At 62.7% G+C, this 23134-nt stretch carries 24 protein-coding genes and 1 pseudogene; 12 read left to right on the forward strand and 13 right to left on the reverse strand.

Features of this window, described 5'->3' with window-relative positions; translation table 11 throughout:
- The first annotated feature begins 220 nt into the window (after window positions 1-220).
- A complete protein-coding gene (locus ACEN83_RS11330) occupies window positions 221-592 on the forward strand; it encodes a nuclear transport factor 2 family protein (protein WP_495580309.1) in 372 nt (123 codons plus the stop codon).
- A 145-nt stretch (window positions 593-737) separates the two neighbouring features.
- Window positions 738-3026: a 5-methyltetrahydropteroyltriglutamate--homocysteine S-methyltransferase gene (metE, locus tag ACEN83_RS11335; protein WP_495580310.1), complete on the forward strand. Its 2289-nt coding sequence runs from the start codon at window positions 738-740 to the stop codon at window positions 3024-3026.
- 1779 nt (window positions 3027-4805) lie between these two features.
- Here the strand turns inward: metE and ACEN83_RS11340 are convergent.
- From ACEN83_RS11340 to ACEN83_RS11380, 9 genes and pseudogenes are all read right to left on the reverse strand, one after another.
- Entirely contained in the window at window positions 4806-5477 is a 672-nt protein-coding gene (locus ACEN83_RS11340) for a class I SAM-dependent methyltransferase (RefSeq protein ID WP_495580311.1), read from the reverse strand.
- Between the two features lie 14 nt (window positions 5478-5491).
- A complete protein-coding gene (locus ACEN83_RS11345) occupies window positions 5492-5704 on the reverse strand; it encodes a DUF4287 domain-containing protein (protein WP_495580312.1) in 213 nt (70 codons plus the stop codon).
- Between the two features lie 51 nt (window positions 5705-5755).
- A complete protein-coding gene (locus ACEN83_RS11350) occupies window positions 5756-6307 on the reverse strand; it encodes a cytochrome C (protein WP_495580313.1) in 552 nt (183 codons plus the stop codon).
- Window positions 6308-6533: 226 nt separating this feature from the next.
- Window positions 6534-7055, reverse strand: a complete 522-nt coding sequence (locus ACEN83_RS11355) for a methylamine dehydrogenase light chain (RefSeq protein ID WP_007978110.1) — start codon at window positions 7053-7055, stop codon at window positions 6534-6536.
- 18 nt (window positions 7056-7073) lie between these two features.
- Window positions 7074-7694, reverse strand: a complete 621-nt coding sequence (gene mauD, locus ACEN83_RS11360; protein WP_007978113.1) for a methylamine dehydrogenase accessory protein MauD — start codon at window positions 7692-7694, stop codon at window positions 7074-7076.
- Between the two features lie 5 nt (window positions 7695-7699).
- Window positions 7700-8239, reverse strand: a complete 540-nt coding sequence (locus ACEN83_RS11365) for a MauE/DoxX family redox-associated membrane protein (RefSeq protein WP_495580314.1) — start codon at window positions 8237-8239, stop codon at window positions 7700-7702.
- An 11-nt stretch (window positions 8240-8250) separates the two neighbouring features.
- Complete coding sequence (locus ACEN83_RS11370; RefSeq protein ID WP_007978118.1) at window positions 8251-9399, reverse strand: amine dehydrogenase large subunit; 1149 nt, start codon at window positions 9397-9399, stop codon at window positions 8251-8253.
- A 329-nt stretch (window positions 9400-9728) separates the two neighbouring features.
- Window positions 9729-11201: a sensor histidine kinase gene (locus tag ACEN83_RS11375; protein WP_495580315.1), complete on the reverse strand. Its 1473-nt coding sequence runs from the start codon at window positions 11199-11201 to the stop codon at window positions 9729-9731.
- A gap of 184 nt (window positions 11202-11385) precedes the next feature.
- A pseudogene (locus ACEN83_RS11380) lies at window positions 11386-11463 on the reverse strand (outer membrane lipoprotein carrier protein LolA); the annotation flags it as partial.
- A gap of 69 nt (window positions 11464-11532) precedes the next feature.
- On the opposite strand from ACEN83_RS11380, the gene ACEN83_RS11385 reads away from it, so the two are divergent.
- The 9 genes from ACEN83_RS11385 to feaR all read left to right on the forward strand — a co-directional run bounded on the left by ACEN83_RS11385 (window position 11533) and on the right by feaR (window position 19433).
- Window positions 11533-12702, forward strand: coding sequence for an acyl-CoA dehydrogenase family protein (locus ACEN83_RS11385; RefSeq protein ID WP_495580316.1), 1170 nt, complete (start codon window positions 11533-11535; stop codon window positions 12700-12702).
- A gap of 30 nt (window positions 12703-12732) precedes the next feature.
- Complete coding sequence (locus ACEN83_RS11390) at window positions 12733-13104, forward strand: hypothetical protein (protein WP_007978123.1); 372 nt, start codon at window positions 12733-12735, stop codon at window positions 13102-13104.
- A 3-nt stretch (window positions 13105-13107) separates the two neighbouring features.
- Window positions 13108-13593, forward strand: a complete 486-nt coding sequence (locus ACEN83_RS11395) for a nuclear transport factor 2 family protein (protein ID WP_495580317.1) — start codon at window positions 13108-13110, stop codon at window positions 13591-13593.
- Window positions 13590-14714: an amidase gene (locus ACEN83_RS11400; RefSeq protein ID WP_495580318.1), complete on the forward strand. Its 1125-nt coding sequence runs from the start codon at window positions 13590-13592 to the stop codon at window positions 14712-14714. The genes ACEN83_RS11395 and ACEN83_RS11400 overlap by 4 nt, the downstream gene beginning before the upstream one ends.
- A 23-nt stretch (window positions 14715-14737) precedes the next feature.
- Entirely contained in the window at window positions 14738-16021 is a 1284-nt protein-coding gene (locus tag ACEN83_RS11405; protein WP_102701674.1) for an aromatic ring-hydroxylating oxygenase subunit alpha, read from the forward strand.
- Window positions 16018-16518 carry an aromatic-ring-hydroxylating dioxygenase subunit beta gene (locus tag ACEN83_RS11410; protein WP_007978131.1) on the forward strand — a complete coding sequence of 167 codons (501 nt, stop codon included), beginning with the start codon at window positions 16018-16020 and terminating at the stop codon, window positions 16516-16518. The genes ACEN83_RS11405 and ACEN83_RS11410 overlap by 4 nt, the downstream gene beginning before the upstream one ends.
- A gap of 10 nt (window positions 16519-16528) precedes the next feature.
- Window positions 16529-17269, forward strand: coding sequence for an SDR family NAD(P)-dependent oxidoreductase (locus ACEN83_RS11415; protein WP_407802492.1), 741 nt, complete (start codon window positions 16529-16531; stop codon window positions 17267-17269).
- Between the two features lie 140 nt (window positions 17270-17409).
- Window positions 17410-18360, forward strand: a complete 951-nt coding sequence (locus ACEN83_RS11420; protein WP_495580319.1) for a PDR/VanB family oxidoreductase — start codon at window positions 17410-17412, stop codon at window positions 18358-18360.
- A gap of 152 nt (window positions 18361-18512) precedes the next feature.
- Window positions 18513-19433, forward strand: a complete 921-nt coding sequence (gene feaR / locus ACEN83_RS11425) for a transcriptional regulator FeaR (RefSeq protein ID WP_495580320.1) — start codon at window positions 18513-18515, stop codon at window positions 19431-19433.
- A 124-nt stretch (window positions 19434-19557) separates the two neighbouring features.
- On the opposite strand, the gene ACEN83_RS11430 is transcribed toward feaR, so the two are convergent.
- On the reverse strand, window positions 19558-20187 hold the full coding sequence (locus tag ACEN83_RS11430) for a response regulator transcription factor (protein WP_007978139.1): 630 nt from the start codon (window positions 20185-20187) through the stop codon (window positions 19558-19560).
- 259 nt (window positions 20188-20446) lie between these two features.
- On the opposite strand from ACEN83_RS11430, the gene hpaC reads away from it, so the two are divergent.
- The gene (gene hpaC, locus ACEN83_RS11435; protein WP_007978142.1) at window positions 20447-20959 is read left to right on the forward strand and encodes a 4-hydroxyphenylacetate 3-monooxygenase, reductase component; all 513 of its coding nucleotides are present in this window, start codon (window positions 20447-20449) and stop codon (window positions 20957-20959) included.
- Between the two features lie 96 nt (window positions 20960-21055).
- On the opposite strand, the gene ACEN83_RS11440 is transcribed toward hpaC, so the two are convergent.
- The 3 genes from ACEN83_RS11440 to ACEN83_RS11450 all read right to left on the reverse strand — a co-directional run bounded on the left by ACEN83_RS11440 (window position 21056) and on the right by ACEN83_RS11450 (window position 23078).
- Window positions 21056-21457 (reverse strand): ExbD/TolR family protein, encoded by a 402-nt coding sequence (locus tag ACEN83_RS11440; protein WP_495580321.1) that lies wholly within the window; start codon window positions 21455-21457, stop codon window positions 21056-21058.
- Between the two features lies 1 nt (window position 21458).
- Entirely contained in the window at window positions 21459-22181 is a 723-nt protein-coding gene (locus tag ACEN83_RS11445; RefSeq protein WP_429390032.1) for a MotA/TolQ/ExbB proton channel family protein, read from the reverse strand.
- Window positions 22182-22265: 84 nt separating this feature from the next.
- A complete protein-coding gene (locus ACEN83_RS11450; RefSeq protein ID WP_495580322.1) occupies window positions 22266-23078 on the reverse strand; it encodes an energy transducer TonB in 813 nt (270 codons plus the stop codon).
- Window positions 23079-23134: the final 56 nt, after the last annotated feature.

Genomic DNA, 23134 nt, shown 5'->3' on the forward strand with positions numbered 1-23134 from the left:
AGAACCTTTTTTTTGGGGGGGCGCTTCGCGACCCAACGGGGCGGTGCGGCGATCCGACAAGCCCCCTCGCCACAGGTTTTTGCAGTATGGCTCAGAGCACAACCTGCATCCTGCTCAGCGCCTCCGGTCGTAAAACCGCGCAACTGCACAGGCGCTGCCTAGACTTTCTGCTTGATCAGCCTTGGGGAGACTGTCGGTCAAGACAACCAGAGGTTCAATCATGAGCACTCAATCGATAGATACCGAACAGATCCACCTGGTGGTGCGTCATTACGTGGAGGGCATGGTCTTCGCCGATGAAGCGCTGTTGCGCAAGGTCTTTCATCCAGACTGTCGCATCATCGGTCACTTCCAGAAGGTGCTTGAATGGGCTTCCCTGGATGAGTTTGTCATCGCCATCAAGGCCGAAATTCCGGCGCCTGCCGGTACGCAGCCGTTTTGGCAGGTGATCAGTCTCGATGTCACCGGCGACGCGGCGGCGGTCAAGGTCATCGATGATTTCGCCGGGATGCGGTTTACCGATTACCTGTCGTTGCTGAAGGTGGACGGTCGATGGGTGATCATCAACAAGCTTTATTACTATCAGGAGTAGTGCGCCGCGCTCCGAAGTATTCGACGCAAAGGGCTGCGTCTATCTTCATGAAATAAACTCGTGATCATCACGATTTAAATGAGTTTGTCTCACCAGGGCTCAACTACCGACAATGACGCCATCAACCACATGGAGTTTTATTGTCATGGCATTGGCCCATTCCCTTGGATTTCCGCGCATCGGCCGCGACCGTGAACTGAAAAAAGCCCAAGAGGCGTTCTGGAAGGGCGAGCTCGATGAAGCCGGTCTGCGCGCCGTTGGCCGTGACCTGCGCAAGACCCACTGGGACTTGCAGAAAAAGGCCGGCATCGAACTGCTGCCAGTCGGCGACTTTGCCTGGTACGACCAGGTCCTGACCCACTCGTTGATGTTCGGTGTGATCCCTGAGCGTTTCCGCCCGCACGATGGCAAGGCCAGCCTGCAGACCCTGTTCGGCATGGCGCGCGGTGTGAGCGACAGCTGCTGCGGCGGTGCCCACGCCCAGGAAATGACCAAGTGGTTCGACACCAACTATCACTACCTGGTCCCGGAGTTCAGCGCCGACCAGCAGTTCCAGCTTGGCTGGGATCAACTGTTCGAAGAAGTCGAAGAAGCCCGGGCACTGGGGCATAACGTCAAGCCGGTGATCATCGGCCCGCTGACCTACTTGTGGCTGGGCAAGGCCAAGGGCGCCGGGTTCGACAAGCTCGAACTGCTCGAACGCCTGCTGCCGCTGTACGGCCAGATCTTCCAGCGCCTGGCGGCGCAGGGCGTCGAGTGGGTGCAAATCGACGAGCCGATCCTGGTGCTCGACCTGCCTCAGGGCTGGAAAAACGCCTTCGAACGCGCCTACAACCTGATCCAGCGCGACCCGCTGAAGAAGCTGGTCGCCACTTACTTCGGTGGTCTGGAAGAGAATCTGGGCCTGGCGGCCAACCTGCCGGTGGATGGGCTGCACATCGATCTGGTGCGTGCGCCTGAACAGTACCCGACCATTCTCGACCGCCTGCCGGCCTATAAGGTGCTGTCGCTGGGTGTGGTCAACGGTCGTAACGTCTGGCGTTGCGACCTGGAAAACGCCCTGGCCACCCTGCAGCACGCGCACGAACGCCTGGGCGATCGCCTGTGGGTCGCGCCGTCTTGCTCGCTGCTGCACAGCCCGGTTGATCTGGGCCGCGAAGACAAGCTTGATGCCGAGCTGAAAAGCTGGCTGGCGTTTGCCGTGCAGAAGTGTGAAGAAGTCGCGCTGCTGGCTCAGGCGGTCAACGAGCCCGAGGCGCCGAACGTTCTCGAAGCGCTGAGTCAAAGCCGCGCCGTTCAGGCGGCCCGTGCTGCATCGCCGCGCATTCACAAGCCGGCTGTCCAGGCCCGTGTGGCTGCGATCACCGCCAGGGACAGCCAGCGTCAATCGCCGTTTGCCCAGCGCATTGCAAAGCAACGCGCGGGCCTGAACCTGCCACTGTTCCCGACCACCACCATTGGTTCGTTCCCGCAAACCGCGTCGATCCGTCTGGCGCGCCAGTCGTTCAAGCAAGGCAAGCTGACTGAGGCCGAATACACCGAAGCGATGCACAGCGAGATTCGCCACGCCGTGCAAGTGCAGGAATGCCTGGGCCTGGACGTGCTGGTGCACGGTGAAGCCGAGCGCAACGACATGGTCGAATACTTCGCCGAGCAACTCGACGGCTATGCATTCACGCGTTTTGGCTGGGTGCAGAGCTACGGTTCGCGCTGCGTGAAACCGGCGGTGATCTTCGGCGACCTGAGCCGTCCGAAAGCCATGACCGTGGAGTGGATCCGCTACGCCCAAGGCCTCACCGACAAAGTGATGAAGGGCATGCTGACCGGTCCCGTGACCATGCTGATGTGGTCATTCCCGCGCGAAGACGTGACCCGTGAAGTACAGGCCCGTCAGCTGGCCCTGGCCATTCGCGACGAAGTGGTGGACCTGGAAGCCGCCGGGATCAGGATCGTGCAGATCGACGAAGCGGCGTTCCGCGAAGGCTTGCCGTTGCGCCAGGCGCAGTGGCAGCACTACCTGGACTGGGCGACCGAAGCGTTCCGCCTGTGCGCCTCGGGTGTGCGGGACGAAACCCAGATCCACACCCACATGTGCTACAGCGAGTTCAACGATGTGATCGAGTCCATCGCCGCCATGGATGCCGACGTGATCACTATCGAAACCTCGCGCTCGGACATGGAGTTGCTGGACGCGTTCGAAGCCTTCGCCTACCCGAACGACATAGGCCCCGGCGTGTACGACATCCACTCGCCACGGGTGCCGGACGCCTCGGACATGGCCAACCTGCTGCGCAAGGCCACCAGGCGCATTCCCGCCGAACGCCTGTGGGTCAACCCGGACTGCGGCCTGAAAACCCGCGGCTGGCCGGAAACCGAAGCGGCGCTGGTGCACATGGTCAACGCTGCGCGTCAGTTGCGTAAAGAATGGGCCTGACGCGTTAGCAGCATGAGCGCACCGGAGCACTTCACAGTGCTCCGGTTTTTTATTGGCTGTGCCGACGCCTTCGCTGGCAAGCCAGCTCCCACAAGGTACTTCAGTGTTCACAAAACCTGTGGGAGCGGGCTTGCCCGCGAAAGCGGTAGATCAATCGCCGATGATGTTGGCTGTGCCGACGCCTTCGCTGGCAAGCCAGCTCCCACAAGGTTCTTCAGTGTTCACAAAACCTGTGGGAGCGGGCTTGCCCGCGAAAGCGGTAGATCAATCGCTGATGATGTTGGCTGTGCCGACGCCTTCGCTGGCGAGCCAGCTCCCACAAGGTACTTCAGTGTTCACAAAACCTGTGGGAGCGGGCTTGCCCGCGAAAGCGGTAGATCAATCGCCGATGATGTTGGCTGTGCTGACGCCTTCGCTGGCAAGCCAGCTCCCACAAGGTACTTCAGTGTTCACAAAACCTGTGGGAGCGGGCTTGCCCGCGAAAGCGGTAGATCAATCGCTGATGTTGTTGGCTGTGCCGACGCCTTCGCTGGCAAGCCAGCTCCCACAAGGTTCTTCAGTGTTCACAAAACCTGTGGGAGCGGGCTTGCCAGCGAAGGCGGTAGATCAATCGCCGATGATGTTGGTTGTGCCGACGCCTTCGCTGGCAAGCCAGCTCCCACAAGGTTCTTCAGTGTTCACAAAACCTGTGGGAGCGGGCTTGCCCGCGAAAGCGGTAGATCAATCGCCGATGATGTTGGCTGTGCCGACGCCTTCGCTGGCAAGCCAGCTCCCCCAAGATTCTTCAGTGTTCACAAAACCTGTGGGAGCGGGCTTGCCCGCGAAGGCGGTAGATCAATCGCCGATGATGTTGGCTGTGCCGACGCCTTCGCTGGCAAGCCAGCTCCCACAAGGTTCTTCAGTGTTCACAAAACCTGTGGGAGCGGGCTTGCCCGCGAAGGCGGTAGATCAATCGCCGATGATGTTGGCTGTGCCGACGCCTTCGCTGGCAAGCCAGCTCCCACAACGCACTTCAGTGTTCACAAAACCTGTGGGAGCGGGCTTGCCCGCGAAGGCGGTAGATCAATCGCCGATGATGTTGGCTGTGCCGACGCCTTCGCTGGCAAGCCAGCTCCCACAAGGTACTTCAGTGTTCACAAAACCTGTGGGAGCGGGCTTGCCCGCGAAAGCGGTAGATCAATCGCCGATGATGTTGGCTGTGCCGACGCCTTCGCTGGCAAGCCAGCTCCCACAAGGTTCTTCAGTGTTCACAAAACCTGTGGAAGCGGGCTTGCCCGCGAAAGCGGTAGATCAATCGCCGATGATGTTGGCTGTGCTGACGCCTTCGCTGGCAAGCCAGCTCCCACAAGGTTCTTCAGTGTTCACAAAACCTGTGGGAGCGGGCTTGCCCGCGAAGGCGGTAGATCAATCGCCGATGATGTTGGCTGTGCTGACGCCTTCGCTGGCAAGCCAGCTCCCACAAGGTTCTTCAGTGTTCACAAAACCTGTGGGAGCGGGCTTGCCCGCGAAAGCGGTAGATCAATCGCTGATGTTGTTGGCTGTGCCGACGTCTTCGCTGGCAAGCCAGCTCCCACAAGGTACTTCAGTGTTCACAAAACCTGTGGGAGCGGGCTTGCCCGCGAAGGCGGTAGATCAATCGCCGATGATGTTGGCTGTGCCGACGCCTTCGCTGGCAAGCCAGCTCCCACAAGGTACTTCAGTGTTCACAAAACCTGTGGGAGCGGGCTTGCCCGCGAAAGCGGTAGATCAATCGCCGATGATGTTGGCTGTGCCGCGCTTCTACAGCCTTGGCTCGGCCACCAACAGCAACGACTGCGGCACAGGGCTTTGCGGGTGCTGCGGTTCCTGCAAGCCGGCCAGTACAAAACCCGCCATGTCCAGCGCGTTGAGCCAACTGGACAGGGTGCGGAAGTACCACGGCATGGGCTGCCACTGGCCCTTGAACCCGGTAAAGGTCTCCTCCCGCCAGCCATCCTGATAGTCGCCCGCCGCAGCGGCCCACGGGTGCAGCGTCTGGATCACCAGCGCGCCGCCAGGGGCGAGCAGGGTGTTCATGGCGCCGAGCAGGGGGATGATGTCCTGATGCAGCAGGGCGAAGTTGGCGCAGATCAGGTTGTAGTCGCGGCCGATGTCGACGGCTGCCTCTGCCAGCTGTTCATAGCTCGCCAGATGCACTGGTGCAGCGCCCGCCGCCCGTGCCGCTTCCACCAGCGTCGCATCGCCATCCACACCGACCGCCTCGATGCCCCGGTCCGTCAGCGCACGCAACAGCCAGCCTTCGCCGCAGCCCAGGTCGAGCACCCGCTCGGGCTGGCGCCCCAGCACCGCCAGCAGGATGGCCTGGTCGGTGACCTTCAGACGGCTTTCGATGGTGCCCGTGCGGATGGCGTCGATCCAGGCCCGGGCATTGTGGTGCCAGCTGTCGAGGAGGGTGGATTCGGGGGCGGGCATGGTGTTGTCCGGCGCTAGGTGGCAGATGCCAAGTGATAGGCAACCAACGCGTTGGCGTGGCCATGCCCCATGCCGTGTTCGGTCTTGAGCCAGGCCACCAGTTCCATGTGCTTCTTGTCGTTGAGGGTTTTAAGCAGGTCCAGCCAATGGCTGATCGGCTGCCCATACTTCTTCTCGATTGACGGGAAGTACGAAGCCGGTCCTTTGGGTTTTGTCTCTTCGGTCACGATGCAATCTCCCTTTTCGCTTTGATGGGGTCGAAAGCAGCACCGGTTACGTTACTGATTTGCCGTCGGTGAGTCCATCGTTCCAGCGCTCATCCCGTCATCGATCGCGATGCCCTGGGCGCGCATGGCCTTGATCAACTCGCTGCGGGTGCCGGGCAGGTTGAGCATGGTCTGGGCACGCAGCGCCGTGACTTCTTCGGCGGTGTAAGGCTGATAGTCGGCCGGCAGGCTTTCGCCCGCCATGCCGTCTTTACGCATCAGCCAATTGAGCAAGTCCGCCAGTTGCGCGTTGTTCAGCGCCGACTGCGACATGCCCGGCACCCGCACGAGGAATTCGCGGCCGCCCGGTACCTTCAGGAAGTTGCCGACAAAGCCTTTCATCCGTGGCGTGTCATTGGCGGCGGAACCCGTGCCGTCGCCCAGGTGGCAACCGGCGCATTGCAACTGATAGTTGACGCCGACGCCGTACCCGGCCTGGGCAATCGGTTTTTGAACCGCTTCGTTGCCCGGCGCATGGCCCTGCGCCGGGTCGGGAATGGCCCGGGCGAACGCGAGCGGGGCGCTCAGGGCGCAGACGAGTCCGAGCAATATCAACCTACGCATAAAACAAACCTCCGCTGATGACCGGTTTGGCACCTCAATGTAGGAGCGAGCCTGCTCGCGAAGAACTCAAGGGCACCGCGTTGAACCAGATAGCCCGCGTTATCGTTGACGTCCTTCGCGAGCAGGCTCGCTCCTACAGGTACCCACACAAAGCCGTAAAAAAAGAGAAAAGCAGCCACAGAAAAAAAACCGCCGATTGCCCGAGCAACCGGCGGAAAGTGCGCGTTTAGACGGCGACGCCGCGGATCACCGAAACGGTGCAGTGGTAGATGTGCGATTTGGCGGCCAGGCACCAGTTCACATCGTTGTTGTTGAACGGGCGGTAAGCCGGTTCTTCACTGTCGTTACGGGTACAGGCGCACTGGGCGCAGCTTTGCTTACCGCAGCAGTCGTTGTAGGAAATGATGTAGTCCTTGCCATCGGCCGGGTTGCGGCAGGTGCCGATCCAGGTCACTTGCGAGGCTTCGGTGCCTGGCGGGCAGGAGGTCACCGAACCGCCGCAGCAACTGCACAGAAAGCCGTCGATGGAGCAGTAGCGCCAGTAGTCGCAGCTGTTCGGATCACCCGGGTCGCCAGCCTGCGCCGGCTCCGCGGCCAGGGCCTTGCTGGTACGGTCCAGCGGCAGCAGCAAGGGCAGGGCGGCACCGGCCACCATCAGCGAGCCCATGCGCGACAGCAGTTTACGGCGCGAGGTGGTGTCGGCCACGCGGCGGGTCGAGCGCTCGAACAACAGATCCAGCAGTTTCATAAACGTCTCCCTGCCTTATCAGTGGCTGTGGCCGTGGCTGTGGTCGTGGGTGTGGGGTTGGGCATTGAGGTACTGCTGCAGCGTGGCGTGCTTGAGGTGCTCGACTTCGAACAGGCTGTCCAGGTGCTCGCGGGAGTTGACCAGGCCCTTGGCGCGCAGGGTGCCGGCCTTGTCGATCAGTGCGGCATACGGCAGCTTGCCGATCTGGTAGGTCATGCCCACTTCCGGGCCGACCACGTAGGTGGCGTCTTCGAGTTTGTGTTCACGGATCAGCGCTTGCTGGGCGTCCATGTCGCCATCGCTGACGAACACCACGTCCAGACTGCCCGCTTGCTCCCTGGCGATGGATTTGATCGCCGGCAGCAGCGACTTGCAGATCGGGCAGGTCGGCGAGAGGAAGAACAGCAATTGCGATTTTTCACCGGCATAACCGAAGTTCACCGGGCGACCGTGACGATCGCTGGCAGTGATCTGCGGCGCGGGTTCATTGACCGCCACGCCTTTGTCGACCATCAGCGCGCCGGCCGGGGCCAGACGCCCGTGCAGCACGCCAATCTGCCGCACCAGGCCCATGACGACAAACGCCACGGCCACCAGCAGCACCCAGAGCAGAACGTTGGAAACAATCAAGCCTTCCATTTCGATTACCTACCAATCAATTTGAGCAGAAGAGGGGAATTCGCCAGCAAGCCATCGGCGGCGGCGTAGATGAGCAACGCGACCGCGGCGGCGGCCAGGGTCACGAAGCCATCGAACAGGTTGAGGTCGCGGGCCACCGGCGCCACGCTGGCCACCAGCGCAAGCGCTACCAGTGCACTGTTGCGCGCCAGCAGGACCGGGCGCAGCGGCTGTGCCTGGTCGGGACCGGCGCAACCGCAGTCGATGTCCGCGCGACCGCGCCACAGGTTGATGCCGATGGCGGCGGCGTACAGCGCCAACAGGCTGGCCGCGCTTATTGCGGCGTAGCCACGACTGACCGGTACCAGCAGGGCAAAGGCGATGGCCAGTTCCAGCAGCGGCACCAGCCGTGCCGTCGGGCGCACCAGCGCCTGGGGCAGCAGTTGGTAGTCCGCCAGTTGCCGGGTGAAGCGGGCCGGCGCGCGCAACTTGTGGGTCGCGGCGCTGGCCAGCAACACCGCGATGGCGATGGCGCTGGCTATGATGAAGATCGGATCTGTGTGCATGGCCGAACCTCTCAGTAGCTCAGGACCTGAGTCGCGGTCTTCGCGACTTTCGGCATGCTGCCGGTGAGCTTGTTGGTCTTCAGATCGAAAATCTGCAAACCGCCTTCGACGTCGGCGCCGAGCAACAGCGGCTTGTCGTCGCCGGTGGCCTGCATGCTCCACACCGGAACCGGGGCCTCCAGGGTCGCTACCTTTTTGTGGGTCTTGAGGTCGAACGCCCAGATCAGCGGGCTCGGGTCTTCCCACTTCATGGCTTCGTGGGCGTCGTGCATCAGCACATACAGGCGGTCCAGCTTCGGTGCCACGGCCATCAACTGCCAGCCACCCGGTGCCCAACCGGCCTTCTTCTCTTCGTCGGTAACCAGCGACCAGGACGGCAGGATCTTCGGCGCGTCACCGGCGAAATCCACCGGACGCACGGTGCCGGTCGTGGTGGTGAAGTAGTAGGTGTCGCCGACGTTGACCGCACGCTCCACCAGTTTTTCCGCGTTCGGATCAAAGAACGGCGTGCGGCTGCGCGCGGTTTCCTGGCCCTGATCGTTGAGGGTCACCACTTGCAGGCTGCCGTCGCCGCACAGCGAGGCGAAGCGGCGGTTGCCGATCGGGTAGTTGAGCACGCAACCGGGGATGGCGATTTCCGTGGCAACGGCCTTGGCCTGGGTGTCGACCACAGTGACCGAAGTCGACGGGGTGAAGTTGTAGACATAGACGAACTTGTCGTCGCCGCTCGGCTTGAGCGCGTAACGCTGGGTCAGCGATTCGGCGCGCTTGTTCGGGATCAGCACTTCCCAGGCCGGCGACAGGGTCGAACTGTCCCATGCGGTCAGCACATCGGTACGGGTACCGCGGGTGCCGCGCGAATACCAGATGTCGGCGCTGTAGAGGGTCTTCTTGTCATGGCTGAGGGTCGACGGCGCGGCAAAACCGGTCGGCACCATGCCGAGGATGCGCTTCTGGTCCGGGTCGACCACGGTCACGCGGCCAGCGACGAAACTGTCGAACTCGACGTCGATGACAAACGCGCGGTGAGCTTCGGGTGGAAACGCCAGAACGGTCTGGCCAATCGTACCGGCGGGAAGGTCCGCGCGGGCACTGTTCAAACCGAGTACAAGCAGGCTCAGGCCAAGCGCTGACTGTACGGAGATCCTGTTTGTTCGCATAAGGGGAACTTCCTGAATTGTTGGTAACGCGGATCGCGGGTGCTTTGGCAGATTTTTACCCTTTGATTCTGCCGTGCCCCGCGATCAGGAGAATTGCCCTGCCTGCCAAGTGTTTGTGTGTCTGTGCCAGTGTCATGAAACCCTCTTCATGCGCGCTGAAATTGCCAGTGAAATCATTGTGGCGAGGGGGCTTGCCCCCGTTGGGTCGCGAAGCGGCCCCAGCATTTTCCAGTCACACCGTGCCAGCAGGTTTTGCGGCTGCTTCGCAACCGAACGGGGGCAAGCCCCCTCGCCACAGGGTTTGTGTAAGGCCACAGGTTTTTTGTATTTCAGGCGAGGGGAAGGGAAAAGCTGAACACCGCGCCGCACGGCGCCAGGTTTTGCGCCCAGATATCGCCCCGGTGGCGGCCGATGATGTTCTTGCACAGCGCCAGGCCAATGCCGTTGCCGCTGACCTTGGAGGAGAAAAAGCCGTCGAACAGCTTCTCCTGCGCCTGGGCCTGGATGCCACGGCCGCAGTCTTCGATGCGCACCAGCGCCACCTCGTTGTCGCGGCTGGCCTGGATCCGCAACACGCGCCGTTCGGCCGGCAGGTCGGCCATTTCTTCGATGGCGTTGAAGGCCAGGTTGAGGATCACCTGGCCGATCAGCACCTTCTCGCAACTCACCATCAGCGGTTCGGGCGAGGCGATGATTTCCACGCGCACCCGGCTCGGGTCGGCGCGCAGGCTGATGAAGTAGCGGGTTTCGCGCAGCAGTTCATTAAGGTCGATCCGCTCCTCCGATTGCTCCAGCTTGACCACGTAGTCGCGCACGCTCTTGATGATCACCGAGGCATGCTCGATTTGCCGTACCGCGTTTTGCAAACCCCAGGCGACGTTCTGATCGGTTTCGCCGGCGTTGCCCAGGCGAATCATCGTGCCTTCGATGAAGTTGCGGGTGGCGGCCAAGGGTTGGCTCAGTTCGTGGGCGATGGCCACGGCCATTTCGCCCATGGCGTTGTAGCGCGCCAGGTACTCGAGCTTCTGCTCGCTGACCCGCCGCGCTTCCTCGGCCTGGACCTGCTCGGTGACGTCGCGGAACAGCAGCAGATGGCCGACCAGATCATCTTCAATCTCGATGTAGCGGCAGGTCGCGTCATGCCAACGCCACTCGCCATCGCGGCGCTGCACCTTGTAATGCACGTTGAACGGCGCGTGCTCCGGCGTTTCATGGGCAAGTTGTTGCAGCAGGCGCTGGCCGGAGGCGTCGTCGCACCAGGCCAGGAAGTTCTCACCCATCAGCTTGTGCACTTCGCTGTTGAGCAAGTGCGCGCCGGAGTCGCTGATAAAACGGATGTCACCCTCGGGGCCGAGTACCGCCACGCCTTCGGCCAGGTCCTGCATAAAGGCCTTGAGCCGGCTTTCGAAACGCTTGAGGTCGCGCTTGACCTTGTCCTCTTTGGAGATGTCGCGGAACTGCACCATCAACACATCGCGACCGTCCAGGTGCACCAGGGTCGCCACCGCCTCGGAAAGTATCTCCACCCCTTGCTTGGAGCGATAGCACCACTCGATGGCGCGCTGCCCGGTGCGCGCCGCGCCTTCGAGCCAGCGCAAGCCGACCGAGCGTCGGTACTTCGGCGCATCGCGGGTCATGTCCGGGGCCTTGAGCGGCGTCAGCTCCTCCAGGGTAAAGCCCAGCGCCGCCAGGGCAGCGGCGTTGGCCCAGAGAATCTCCTTGGTGTGCGCGTCATGAAGAATGATGCACAGCGGCATGGCTTCGATCAGCGCAAAAAAGTCGTTCGGTTTTGGCAGGTACATCGCACGGCCCCTGGCGGCAGAGATTTGCAGTATGGCGTTTTATACCTGCTCGCACAGCGCGATGCGCTCAGAGGTAACCGGCGTCGATCTAGGGGTTTTCTTTAGCGAGGAGGCTGCACGCCCCAATAGTTGCGACCGGATGCGGTTTTTACACTGGGCCCCAATGCAAGGGCAACCCCCCCCATGTAGGAGCGAGCTTGCTCGCGATGAACCTGAGAGCGCCACGGGGTGCCAGGTTTCCAGCGTCATCGTTGACGACCATCGCGAGCAAGCTCGCTCCTACAGAGAGCGGTGGAGCCCTCTAACAATAATCAAAACGGAGAACTAGCCCATGCTGCGTTCAGCTGTCGCGCAACAAGACCCTGTGTCCGGCCCGGTCGTGCCAATGGTCGAGAGTCAGCTATTTGAGCAGGTGCTGGATGAGGTTCGCCAACGCCGCGAGGAATTCGACGCCGGCTCCCACGTGCCTCGGGACATGATCGAGCGCTTCAAGCAGTTGGGCATCTACCGCGCCGCCACGCCGAAATGCTTCGGCGGCGACGCCCTGGCGCCGGCGCTGTTCCTGCACATGATCGAACGCATCTCCGAAGCCGACGGCTCGGCGGGCTGGGTCGCCAGCTTCGGCAGCGCCGGTGTCTACCTGGCGGCCTTGCCACCGCAAACCCTGGCTGAAATCTACGCCGAGAGTCCGGACCTGGTGTTCGCCGGTGGGTTGTTCCCGCTGCAGCCAGCCGAGGCGGTGGAAGGCGGCTGGCAGGTCAACGGCACCTGGAAGTTCGCCAGCGGCAGCAAAGGCGCGGACCTGCTGGGTGTCGGCATCGGCGCCAGTGGGGCGGGCGGCAAACCGCGCACGGCGGTGTTCCCGGCCAGCCAGGTCGAGATCGTCGAGAACTGGGACGTGGTCGGCCTCAAGGGCACCGGCAGCCATGATCTGCGCGTCACCGACAAATTCGTCGAGGACCGCTGGACCTTCATCCGTGGCGGTGCCGCCACCATCGACGAACCGCTGTTCCGCTACCCGTCGATCGCCTACGCCGCGCAAGTGCTGGCCGTGGTCAACCTCGGACTGGCCCGTGCAGCGCTGGACGAAATCAGTCGCATGGCCGGGGCCGGCGGCATTACCGGTGCGCCGAAAATGGCCGACCGGGCTTACGTGCGCATCGAGATCGCCAAGGCCGAAGCCAAGCTGATGGCCGCGCGGGGGTTCTTCTACAACGCCACCGAACAGGTGTGGAACTCGATCCTGGCCGGCAACCCGGTCACGCCGGAGCAGACCAGCCTGCTGCGCCTGTCGGCGATCCATGTCTCCCAGGCGGGTGCCGAGGTGGTGCAGAGCGCCTACAGCCTGGCCGGGACCACCGCGATTTACCTGCGTCATCCACTGCAACGTTACCTGCGCGACTCGATGGTGGTGACCCAGCACGCCTTCCTCAGCGAAGGGCTGTACGACGGCGCCGGCTCGGTGTTCCTCGGTGTGCCGCCGTTCCCGGGCTACATCTGATTTTTCATTACTTGTTCAAGGATCAACACCATGTCCCAAGCTACCCAGGAACCGTTGCGCGTCGTCTTCTGCATCGGCATCACCCAGAACTTTTTCGACCTGCCCACCGGCGAAGGCCTGAGCGTGTGGAAGGGCTTCAGCCAGATGATGGGCTCCCTCGGCGCCATGCCCGGCATCACCGTGCTCGGTGCCATGGACGACGACCGCCTGATGGTCGGCCCGTCGACCACCTCGCCCTGGACCGTGTACATCATGGCCGACGTCGACTGCCACCAGTCGGTGATCGACGCCTGCAACCTGTTCCGCACCACGCCGGTGGGCGAGTACAGCCTGTGGCGCTACGCCAAGGTCGAAGCGCGCATCGGTCGCCCGCTGACCATCCCTGACGCGGCCAGGGTGTAAGCCATGAACGAGGCCTTGCTGCAGCGTCTTCAGACGCTCGAAGGGGAAAGCGCGGTGCGCCGCTTGATGGCGCGCTACATGGACCTGTGCGATGTGCCGAGGGCGCTTACCCATGTCAGCGAATTGGCTGAGCTGTTCTGCATCGATGCGGTCTGGGAAGGCATCGGCAGCCAGACCGCGCAAACCTTTGGTCAGCACCGTGGGCGTGATGCCGTGGCCGAGTTTGTCGGTGGTTACCTGCCGCCTTCGGACCACTTCCGACTGAACCTGCACTACCTCACCAGCGAGTCGATCAGCGTCGACGGCAGCACGGCGCAGGGGCAGTGGATCATGCAGCAGATCTCCACCTACGCCGATGGTCGCAGCGAGCTGTTCGGCACGCGGCTGAACATCGATTTCCGCTGTGTCGACGGCACCTGGCTGATCGCCCATTTCCGCACGCAACGGCTGTTCAATACGCAGCTTTTCACCTTGGGAGCGGGCACATGAGTACTTTCATCAGCGAATTCCTCCTCGGTGGCAACGGCAAGCGCGTCGCCATCAAGGACTCCATCGACATCGCCGGCCACCCGACCCGCTCGGGCAGCCGTGCCTTCGCCGATGCACCCGCTGCCACGAAAAATGCCGAAGTGGTCGACGCGATCCTCGACGCCGGCTGGCAGATCGTCGGCAAGACCAACCTGCATGAGCTGGCCTTCGGCGTCACCGGCATCAACGACTGGACTGGCACACCGGTGAACCCGCAGGCGCCGGACCGGGTGCCGGGCGGTTCCTCCAGCGGTTCGGCCTCGGCCGTTGCCGCCGGCCTGGCAGACATCGCCATCGGCACCGACACCGGAGGTTCGGTGCGGGTGCCGGCGGCGTGCTGCGGTATCGCCGGGCTCAAGCCGACCTATGGACGAGTCAGCCGCATCGGCGCCCATCCGCTGGAATCCAGCCTCGATTGCGTTGGGCCGTTCGCCAAAAGCATGGACGACCTGATCGCCGCCATGCAGGTGATTTGCCCAGGCTTTGAGGTGCAGGGTCTGCCCGCAGACGGTGCGAAAGTCGGCTTCCTCGACGTGGCCTGTGACGCGCATCTGCAAGCCAGTCTCGGTGCCGCGGCCGACCGCGCGGGATGGCGTCGCAGCCACCTGCACCTGAGCGAATTCGAAGCCGCGTTCGCCGCCGGCCTGACCGTGATCAATTTTGAAAACTGGGCCGCGTTCGGTCATCTCACCGGCAAAGGCCTGATCGGTGCCGATGTCGAGACACGCCTGTTGGCGGCCAGCCGCACCACCCGTGAAGAACTGGCCCAGGCCGAAGCCGTACGCACGCGCTTCACGCAACAGGTGGATGCGGCGCTGGAAGAGTTCGCCGTGCTCTTGCTGCCGACCCTGCCAAGCCTGCCGCCAACCCTCAGCGAAGCCCGCGCCGGCAGCAAGACCGTGGCCGGCATGACCCCGCTGGTGCGGCCTTTCAACCTCAGCGGTCACCCGGCGCTGACGGTGCCGGTGGAACTCGATTGCGGCGGATTGAAAGTCGGCCTGCAAATCGTCGGCCGCAAAGGTCAGGACGAGCTGGTTTGCGCCTTTGGTGCGCAACTTCAAGCCTCTACAACCCAAATCTGAAAAGAAGCCATGAGGAGAACCGCATGAGCACTCATGAATACCGGCTGATCGCAACGTCGAAAAGCCCCGAAGACCTGGTCAGTCACGACCGCGTCGACGTCTCGCTGTACAACGATCCGGCGCTGTTCGAAGCCGAGCTGGAAAAGATTTTCTACCGCACCTGGGTGTGGGTGGCCCACGAAAGCGAGGTGCGCAACAGCGGCGACTTCAAGACCGCCACCATCGGCCGTCGTCCGGTGATCGTCGTGCGCGACAAGAAAAACACCATCAACGTCCTGGAAAACCGTTGCCGCCACCGTGGCGCCACCGTGTGCGAGAAGCACAAGGGCAACGCCACCGGCTTCACCTGCCCGTACCACAGCTGGTCCTATGGCCTGGACGGCAAGCTGCGGGCGTTGCCGTATCCGGACGGTTACGAAGGCATCCTGGAGAAGTCCGAGCTGCCGCTGACCAGCCTGCGCGTCGAAAGCTACGCCGGCATGGTCTTCGCCAGCTACAACGACGAAATCGAACCGCTGGAAGACTTCCTCGGCGGCGCCAGACACTGGATGGACCTGTTCATGAAGCAGGGCGCCGGTTACCCGATCAAGACCCAGGGTGAACACAAGTTCAGCTTCAAGGGCAACTGGAAGATCCAGCTGGAAAACACCACCGACGGTTATCACTTCCCGATCGTGCACAAGTCGTTCATGTCGTCGGTGGACGAAGAAACCTCGGAAATGCTCTCGTTCATGACCGACGAACAAGCCGTTACCCACTCCCTGGGCAACGGCCACAGCGTGATGGTAATGGTGCCGGAGCACGTCGACCTGGATCACGACGACGGCACCGAACAGTTGCAGGAACGCTTCGCCCACGTCACCGAAGAACTGTCGAAAACCCTGCCGGCCGATCAGGTGCGTCGCATCGTGCGTTCGCTGCACGGCGCCGGTTTCAACCTGAACCTGTTCCCCAACGTGGCGATGTCGATGTCGTTCTTCCGCGTGCTGCGCCCGGTGTCGGTCACCGAAACCGAGATCCGTCACGTGGCCCTCGGCATGGACGGCGGCCCGGAAATCGCCAACCGCGAACGCATGCGCATCCACGAACACTTCCAGGGCCCGTTCGGTTTCGGCAGCCCTGACGATGCCGAAGCCTGGGACCGCGTGCAGCGCGGCTCGTATGCCGGCGTCGACGCGCCGATCCTGGTCAACCGCGGCCTGAACCGCGAAATCACCGCTGAAAACGGCGACAAGGTCAGCCACGCCACCGACGAAGGCGGCATGCGCGGTGCCTACGACATGTGGAAAAGGATGATGAGCCAATGAGCAATCACGACACCCTGAACGGTTTTGCAGGTCCCCTGGCCCAGGCCATCGAATTCATCTGGCGCGAAGCCGAGCTGCTCGACCACAAGAACTACGCCGAATGGGCGACCCTGTGGAGCGACAGCGGTAAGTACATCGTGCCGATCGACCCGGACACCGAGGATTTCGAAGCGACCCTCAACTACGCCTACGACGATGCACGCATGCGTGCCCTGCGCATCGAGCGCCTGAGCGCCGGCTTCTCGCCGTCGGCGGTGGACGCGGCGAAAACCATTCGCACCGTCTCGCGTTTTCGTCTGGTGGAAGCGGCCGGTGACATCGTCGAAGTGAATTCCGCGCAGTTGCTGTACGCCTACAAGCGCGGCGTGCACACGCCATTCGTGGCCGACCTGAACCACCGCATCCGCTTCACCGACGGCGTGCCGACCCTGGAACGCAAGGTGGTGCGCCTGATCAACTCCACCGACAGCCTGAGCGCGCTCGGCTTCCTTTTGTGAGGGTACCCACATGAGTCGAGTAGCCCTCGTAACGGGTGCCTCGCGCGGGCTGGGCGAGTGCATCGCCCGCCGTCTGCACGCGGCAGGTTATCGCGTCGCCCTGGCGGATGTGCGCCTCGACGGCGTGCAGCAACTGGCTTTGCAACTCGATGGCAGCGGCGCCAGCGCCATGGCTATCGAGCTGGATGTGCGCAGCAAGGCCGACTTCCAGCGTGCCCGCGACCTGCTCGTTGAGCAGTGGGGCGGCACCGACATTCTGGTGAACAACGCCGGCGTGTCGAAAGTCGCGGCGCTGATGGACATCACGCCGGAAGAGTTCGACGAGTCGATGGCGATCAACCTGCGCGGCACCTTCGTGGCCTGCCAGGTGTTCGGCGCGCACTTTGCCGAGCGTGGCTTCGGGCGCATCGTCAACATCGCGTCGCTGGCCGGGCAGAACGGCGGCACCGCCACCGGCGCGCACTACGCGGCGGCCAAGGGCGGCGTGGCCACCCTGACCAAGGTCTTCGCCCGTGAATTGGCGCCGCAAGGGGTGACGGTCAACAGCATCTCGCCGGGTCCGCTGGACTTGCCGGTGGTGCGCGAAACCGTGGCGCCGGAACGTCTGGAGCAGATCCTGAAAATGATCCCGGCCGGCACCCTCGGCGATCCAGCGTTCATCGCCGACAGCGTGTTGCTGCTGATCGCCGACAACGCCGCCTCCGTCACGGGCGCGTGCTGGGACATCAACGGCGGCTTGTTCATGCGCTAAACGGAACCCCCTGTAGGAGCTGCCGAAGGCTGCGATCTTTTGATCTTGCTTTTTAAAAGATCAAAATCAAAAGATCGCAGCCTTCGGCAGCTCCTACAGGGGGGGTAGTTAAACTCAACCAAGTGTATTCAGGTGATGCAATGATGAAGGTGAAGATCGAAAGGATCGTCGACGAAGCGCTGGATATCCGCTCCTTTCGCCTCGTGCGCAGTGACGGCCAGCCGCTCGACACCTATGAACCGGGTGCCCACGTCGACCTGACCGGGCCGACCGGGGTGACCCGCCAGTATTCGCTGTGCAGCCCGCCGCAGGATCGCCGTGCGTACCTGGTGGCGGTGAAGAAAGAAGCGCAGTCGCGCGGCGGTTCGCTGGCGTTGCACGAGCAGGTCGAGGAGGGCATGGAGCTGGAAATGGGCGCGCCGCGCAACCTGTTCCGTCTCGATGAAAGTGCCGGTGAACACCTGTTGTTCGCCGCCGGTATCGGTGTCACGCCGCTGCTGAGCATGGCCTACAAACTGGCGGAAAGCGGCCAGCCGTATCGCCTGCATTATTTCGCCCGTTCGGCGCAGTACGCCGCGTTTACCGAGCTGTTGGCGACTCGTTTTGCCGATCACGTGGAGTTTCACTACGGTGTGGAGCCCGCGGACCTGGACGGCGCATTGAGCGCATGCCTGGAGCGTGCCGGCAGCGCCGCCCATGTCTACACCTGCGGCCCGGCACCCTTCATGAACACAGTGGTGGCAGTGGCTTCGCGCAGTCGCCCGGATGAGGCCATTCACCTCGAACACTTCGCGGCGGACCCGGCGGCCAACAGCGCCCCGGCCGGCAGTTTCGAAGTTGAGCTGGCCAGTTCCGGCGTGGTGCTGCACGTGCCGGCCGACGCCAGTCTGGTCGACGTGCTGCAGGCCCATGGTTGCGACATCGACACCGAATGCCGCGAAGGCATTTGCGGCACCTGCATCGTCGAGGTGCTGGACGGCGTACCGGAGCACCGCGACAACTGCCTGTCGAACAAGGAAAAGGCGTCCAACAAGCAGATCTGCGCCTGTGTGTCACGGGCGCTTTCCGCTCGTCTGGTATTGGACATTTAAGCCTCGGGAAGGCTGGAAAGCATGCGCCGGAGCCTGTTGAATGGGCGCCCGGCGGCCGTCGAGGGAGGCGATGGCTACAGAAACAACGGTTTTGACGAACCGCTCGATGAAGCGGTCGAAAAATAACAACAAAAACGTGAGGCTTTGCGGACATGATTACAGCATCGACGGTGCGCAACGAGGCGTTCGAAAGTTGGTTGAGCCAGGTGAACCAGGCCTGCGGGCGTTTCGACGCGCGGGCGCTGGACACTGATTTCTACGGCGAACTGGCGGAATTTCGCAGCGGTGCGATCAACCTCAGTGTGGTCGACATGGCGCACGTGCATTTGTATCGCACCAGCAAGGACGTCAGCACCAGCAGCGACGGCCACTACTACGCCGTGTTCCAGATGCGTGGCAGTTCACAGCTGGAGCAGGGCGACAACCGCGCGCAACTGGGTTGTGGCGACATCGCGCTGATCGACGCCAGCCGTCCGAGCGACATGACCTACCACGGCGATTGCCGACAGCTGTCGCTGATTCTTCCACGCCAGGTGGTCGAGCGTGGTTCGCACTTCAATGCCGTCAACTGCGCCACGCGCATCGCGGCCAGCAGTCCGCTGGCGGCGATGGCCAACAAGCTGGTGCTGGAGACTCGCCAGCAGGAAGGGCTGGACATGCAGGAAAGCGAGGCCGTGCTCGATGCCCTGGCCAGTTTGTTGCTGCCGGGCATCAGCGCCCGGGACAGCGCGGCCGATCCCCATGAGCGGCAGTTCCGCAAGATCATCGCGTTCATCGACGCACATCTGAGCGACGAAGAACTGTGCCCCGAGCTGATCGCCCGTGAAGTCGGGATTTCCGTGCGCGGCCTGTACCGGATGTTCTCCAAGCGCGGGCTGGTGGTGGCGCAGTACATCAAGCACCGTCGCCTGGACTTCTGCGCGGAAAACCTGCGCCGTGCCGATGTCGAGCAGAAGCTGTCGGCTTTGTGTTATGCGTGGGGCTTCTCGGATTCGAGCTACTTCTCGTCGGCCTTCAAATCGCGCTTCGGCGTGTCACCGGGTGCTTATCGCAAGCGCTATAGCCACACCTGACACCGCCCCCCCTGTAGGAGCTGCCGAAGGCTGCGATCTTTTGATCTTGCTTTTTAAAAGATCAAAATCAAAAGATCGCAGCCTTCGGCAGCTCCTACAGGGATCTTCAGCGAATACAGAATGCTCAATGCCGCACCGGCTCATCCACCGGCAAATGCAGCACCTCGCGCACCAGCATGGCGATGCTGGTCACGCCCATCTTTTCCTTGATCTTGGTGCGGTGCACGTCAACGGTCTTCACGCTGATGTTCAGCTCCCGCGCGATCACCTTGCTGGCCTTGCCATCGATCACCAGCATCAACACTTCCCGCTCACGGCTGGTCAGCAGTGCCAGTTTGCCTTGCAGGTTCTGACGCTGTTGCTGATCGGCCTGGGCATGCACGGCGGTCTTCAGCGCGGCCTGGATGCGGTCGATCATCTGTTGCGGGTTGTAGGGCTTCTCGACGAAGTCCAGCGCGCCGTTCTTCATCGCCGTGACCGACATCGGAATATCGCCATGGGCCGAGACGAAGATGGTCGGCAGGGTGCTGCCGCGCTGGTTGAGGATTTCCTGCAACTGGAAACCGCTGGTCTCCGGCATGCGCACGTCGAGCACCAGGCAGGCGGGCTGCCTGGGGTCGTACTGGCTGAGGAACTCTTCGGCGCCGGCAAAGCACTGCGCCTGCACGCTGACCGACTCGAGCAACCAGGCCAGGGAAGTGCGCAGGTCCTTGTCGTCGTCAACGATATAAACAATCGGTTTGCGGGTTTCCATCGGGGCTGCCACGAAAGTTTTCTAATTATTGTTTTCGCACGCGAACGCGCGGCACGCATCGGCTCGTCTTTCTGGAGCCAGTCATCAGAATACCCACTGTGGCCGGCCCTTGCGATAAAGAAACCACCTAGTCGACTAGCGGAAACCCAACCCCGCCATGGGGATCGTCAGAATGGTTGTGCCGCGCCCGCAGCCTTAGTCTTGTTCCATCACCTACGGGCCGCAAGATGGCGGTCCTCCTGAAGGAAGGGGCATCGACATGGCCGATCTGAGCCAGCAGCAAATCGACTTTCGCAACGCCATGGCGCAGCTGCCTGCGGCGGTGAACATCATCACCACCAACGGCCCCGGCGGGCGCTGCGGCATCACCGCCAGCGCCGTGTGCTCGGTGACCGACTCGCCGCCCACCGTGCTGGTGTGCGTCAACCGCAACAGCGCCACTCACGACGTGTTCCGCACCAACGGCCACCTGTGCGTCAACGTGCTGTGCGGCGAGCAGGAAGAACTGGCCCGACACTTCGCCGGCATGACGAAGGTGCCGATGGCCGAGCGTTTCGCCTGGGACCTGTGGGACGACGGCGCGGCCGACGTGCCGGTGCTGCGCGATGCCCTGGTGCAGTTGGAAGGGCGCATCAGCGAGTGCAAGGAAGTGGGCTCGCACTCGGTGATGTTCGTGGAACTGACGAAGGTCGGCGTGCGCGAACCACGCGACAGCCTGGTGTATTTCAACCGCTTGTTCCATCGCCTGGAACATGCTGGCGCCCATTGCTGAACGCCACCCATACCTGTAGGAGCTGGCTTGCCAGCGATGAGGCCCTGTAGACCGCTATCGCCGGCAAGCCGGGCGCCTGCAGTGACCGTGCGCGGTTTACCTCGCGGTCATCACCGACAGCTTGGTAATGCCAGCCCGCTCGATGCTGGCCATGGCGCGCGCCACTTCACCGTAGTTCACGCCGTCATCGGCCTGCAATTGCACGCGGACTTCCGGGTTCTTGGCCTTTGCCGCCTGCAAGTTGAATTCCAGCAAGTCCGGCTGGATTTCATCCTTGTTGATGAACAGCTTGCCGGCGCCGTCGATGCTCACCACCAGCGGGTCTTTCTGCTCCACCGGCGCCACGGCTTCGGTCTTGGGCAAGTTGATCGGAATCGCATTGGTCAGCAGTGGCGCGGTGACGATGAACACCACCAGCAGCACCAGCATCACGTCCACCAGGGGCGTGACGTTGATCTCGCTGAGTACTTCATCGTTGTCCTGTGTCGAGAAGGCCATATCAGGACGCCTCCTTGATTTTCTGCCCGGCGGTGTGGGCGCCGGACTTGCCCGCGACCGGGCTCAGCAGCACGCGGAACGCGTGTTTCTGCGCCAGGCTGTAGAAGTCGTGCGCGAAGTCATCCAGGTCTGCCGCCGTCAGCTTCAGGCGGCGCAGGAAATAGTTGTAGACCAGCACCGCCGGCACGGCGACCGCAATGCCGACGCCAGTGGCGACCAGTGCGGCGCCGATGGGGCCCGCCACGGTTTCCAGGCTTGCCGAGCCGGCCGCACTGATCCCTTTCAACGCGGACATGATCCCCCAAACGGTGCCGAAGAGGCCGATGAAGGGCGAAGTGCTGCCGATACTGGCGAGGATTGCCAAGCCTGTTTCCAGCGAGCGCCGTTCACGCACGATCTGCTGGCGCAATGCGCGCTCAAGGCGGTCCTGATGATTGATCGACTGGCTGAGGTCGGCGTTCTGACTGTCACCGGTCTGGATGGCGTGGTAACCGGCCAGCGCAACGCGGGCGGCAGCGCCAGGCAGGTTGTGGGCGAAATCGGCGGCCGATTCAAGGCTCGAAGCGGCCCAGAATTGCTTGTGGAATTTGCGGTCCTGCGCCTTGAGTCGGGTGAACTGCAAGCCCTTGAGCAAGGCCAGGCCCCAGGTGGCGACGGAGAAGACGATCAACAGCCAGATGACGGCGTGTTCGATGGATTCGAAGGGGGAGGTCAGTAGATTCATGGTCGGGTGCTCCAACAAGGCAGTAGATCGGTTGTAGCGATGCGCCTTTTGTCAGGTAGCCCGCGGGGTCTCGATAGGGTTGTATTACTTGATTTTGAAGTCGATGGGCACGCTGACCCAGCCGTCCAGGGCGACGTCGCCTTGCTTGGCCGGGACGAAGCTCCAGCGTTTCACGGCGGCCAGTGCGGCGTCGTCCAGTGAATCGCGGCCACTGCTTTTCTGAATCTGGATTTCTCCGGGCTTTCCGCTGGCCAACACATGCACGCGCAGCAAGACCGTGCCTTGCCAGCCACGGCGCATGGCCTGGGACGGGTATTCCGGTGCCGGGTTATGCAGGTAACCGGCAGTTGCCGAAGCCGGAGTGACCGGTGCTGGCGCAGGCGGTGCCGCCGGTGTAGGCACAGCAGCCACGGGTTGTGGCGGCGCGGGTGGGGCAGGCTGCTGCGTCACGGGTTTGGCCACCGGCTTAGGCACAGGCTTGACCACAGGCTTGGGCTTGGGGATCGGCTTGGGCGGTGGCGGCTTCACGGCCAGTTCATCTTCCACCGGAGGAGGCGGCTCCACCACGGGCTGCACCACCGGCTCGGGCGGAGGCGGTTCGACAACGGGTGGCGCCGGCTGCGAGAACTCGATGGTCATCGGCGGAATTTCCGGGGGCACGACGGGCAGTTGCGGCGTGGGTGCCTGGCTGACCCAGACAATCACCGCGCCATGCAGCACCAGCGCCAACACCCCCAGCAAGACCACCTCGCGACGACTCAACACCCGTTTGGGGCTGCTGTGCAGGCGCGACAGTGCCAGGGGCTCTCGAAATACCCGGCCAAGGTTGAGCAGCTCACCGAGGGCCGGACTCTGCAATACCCGCGGCAGACTGGCGGGGCTTTGGACATTGCCCATTTGTTTACTCCTGTGAATCCTGTGTTTTTTCCATGCCTCGATGGACCGGTCCGGGT

The sequence above is a fragment of the Pseudomonas sp. Pseusp49 genome, assembly GCF_059491875.1.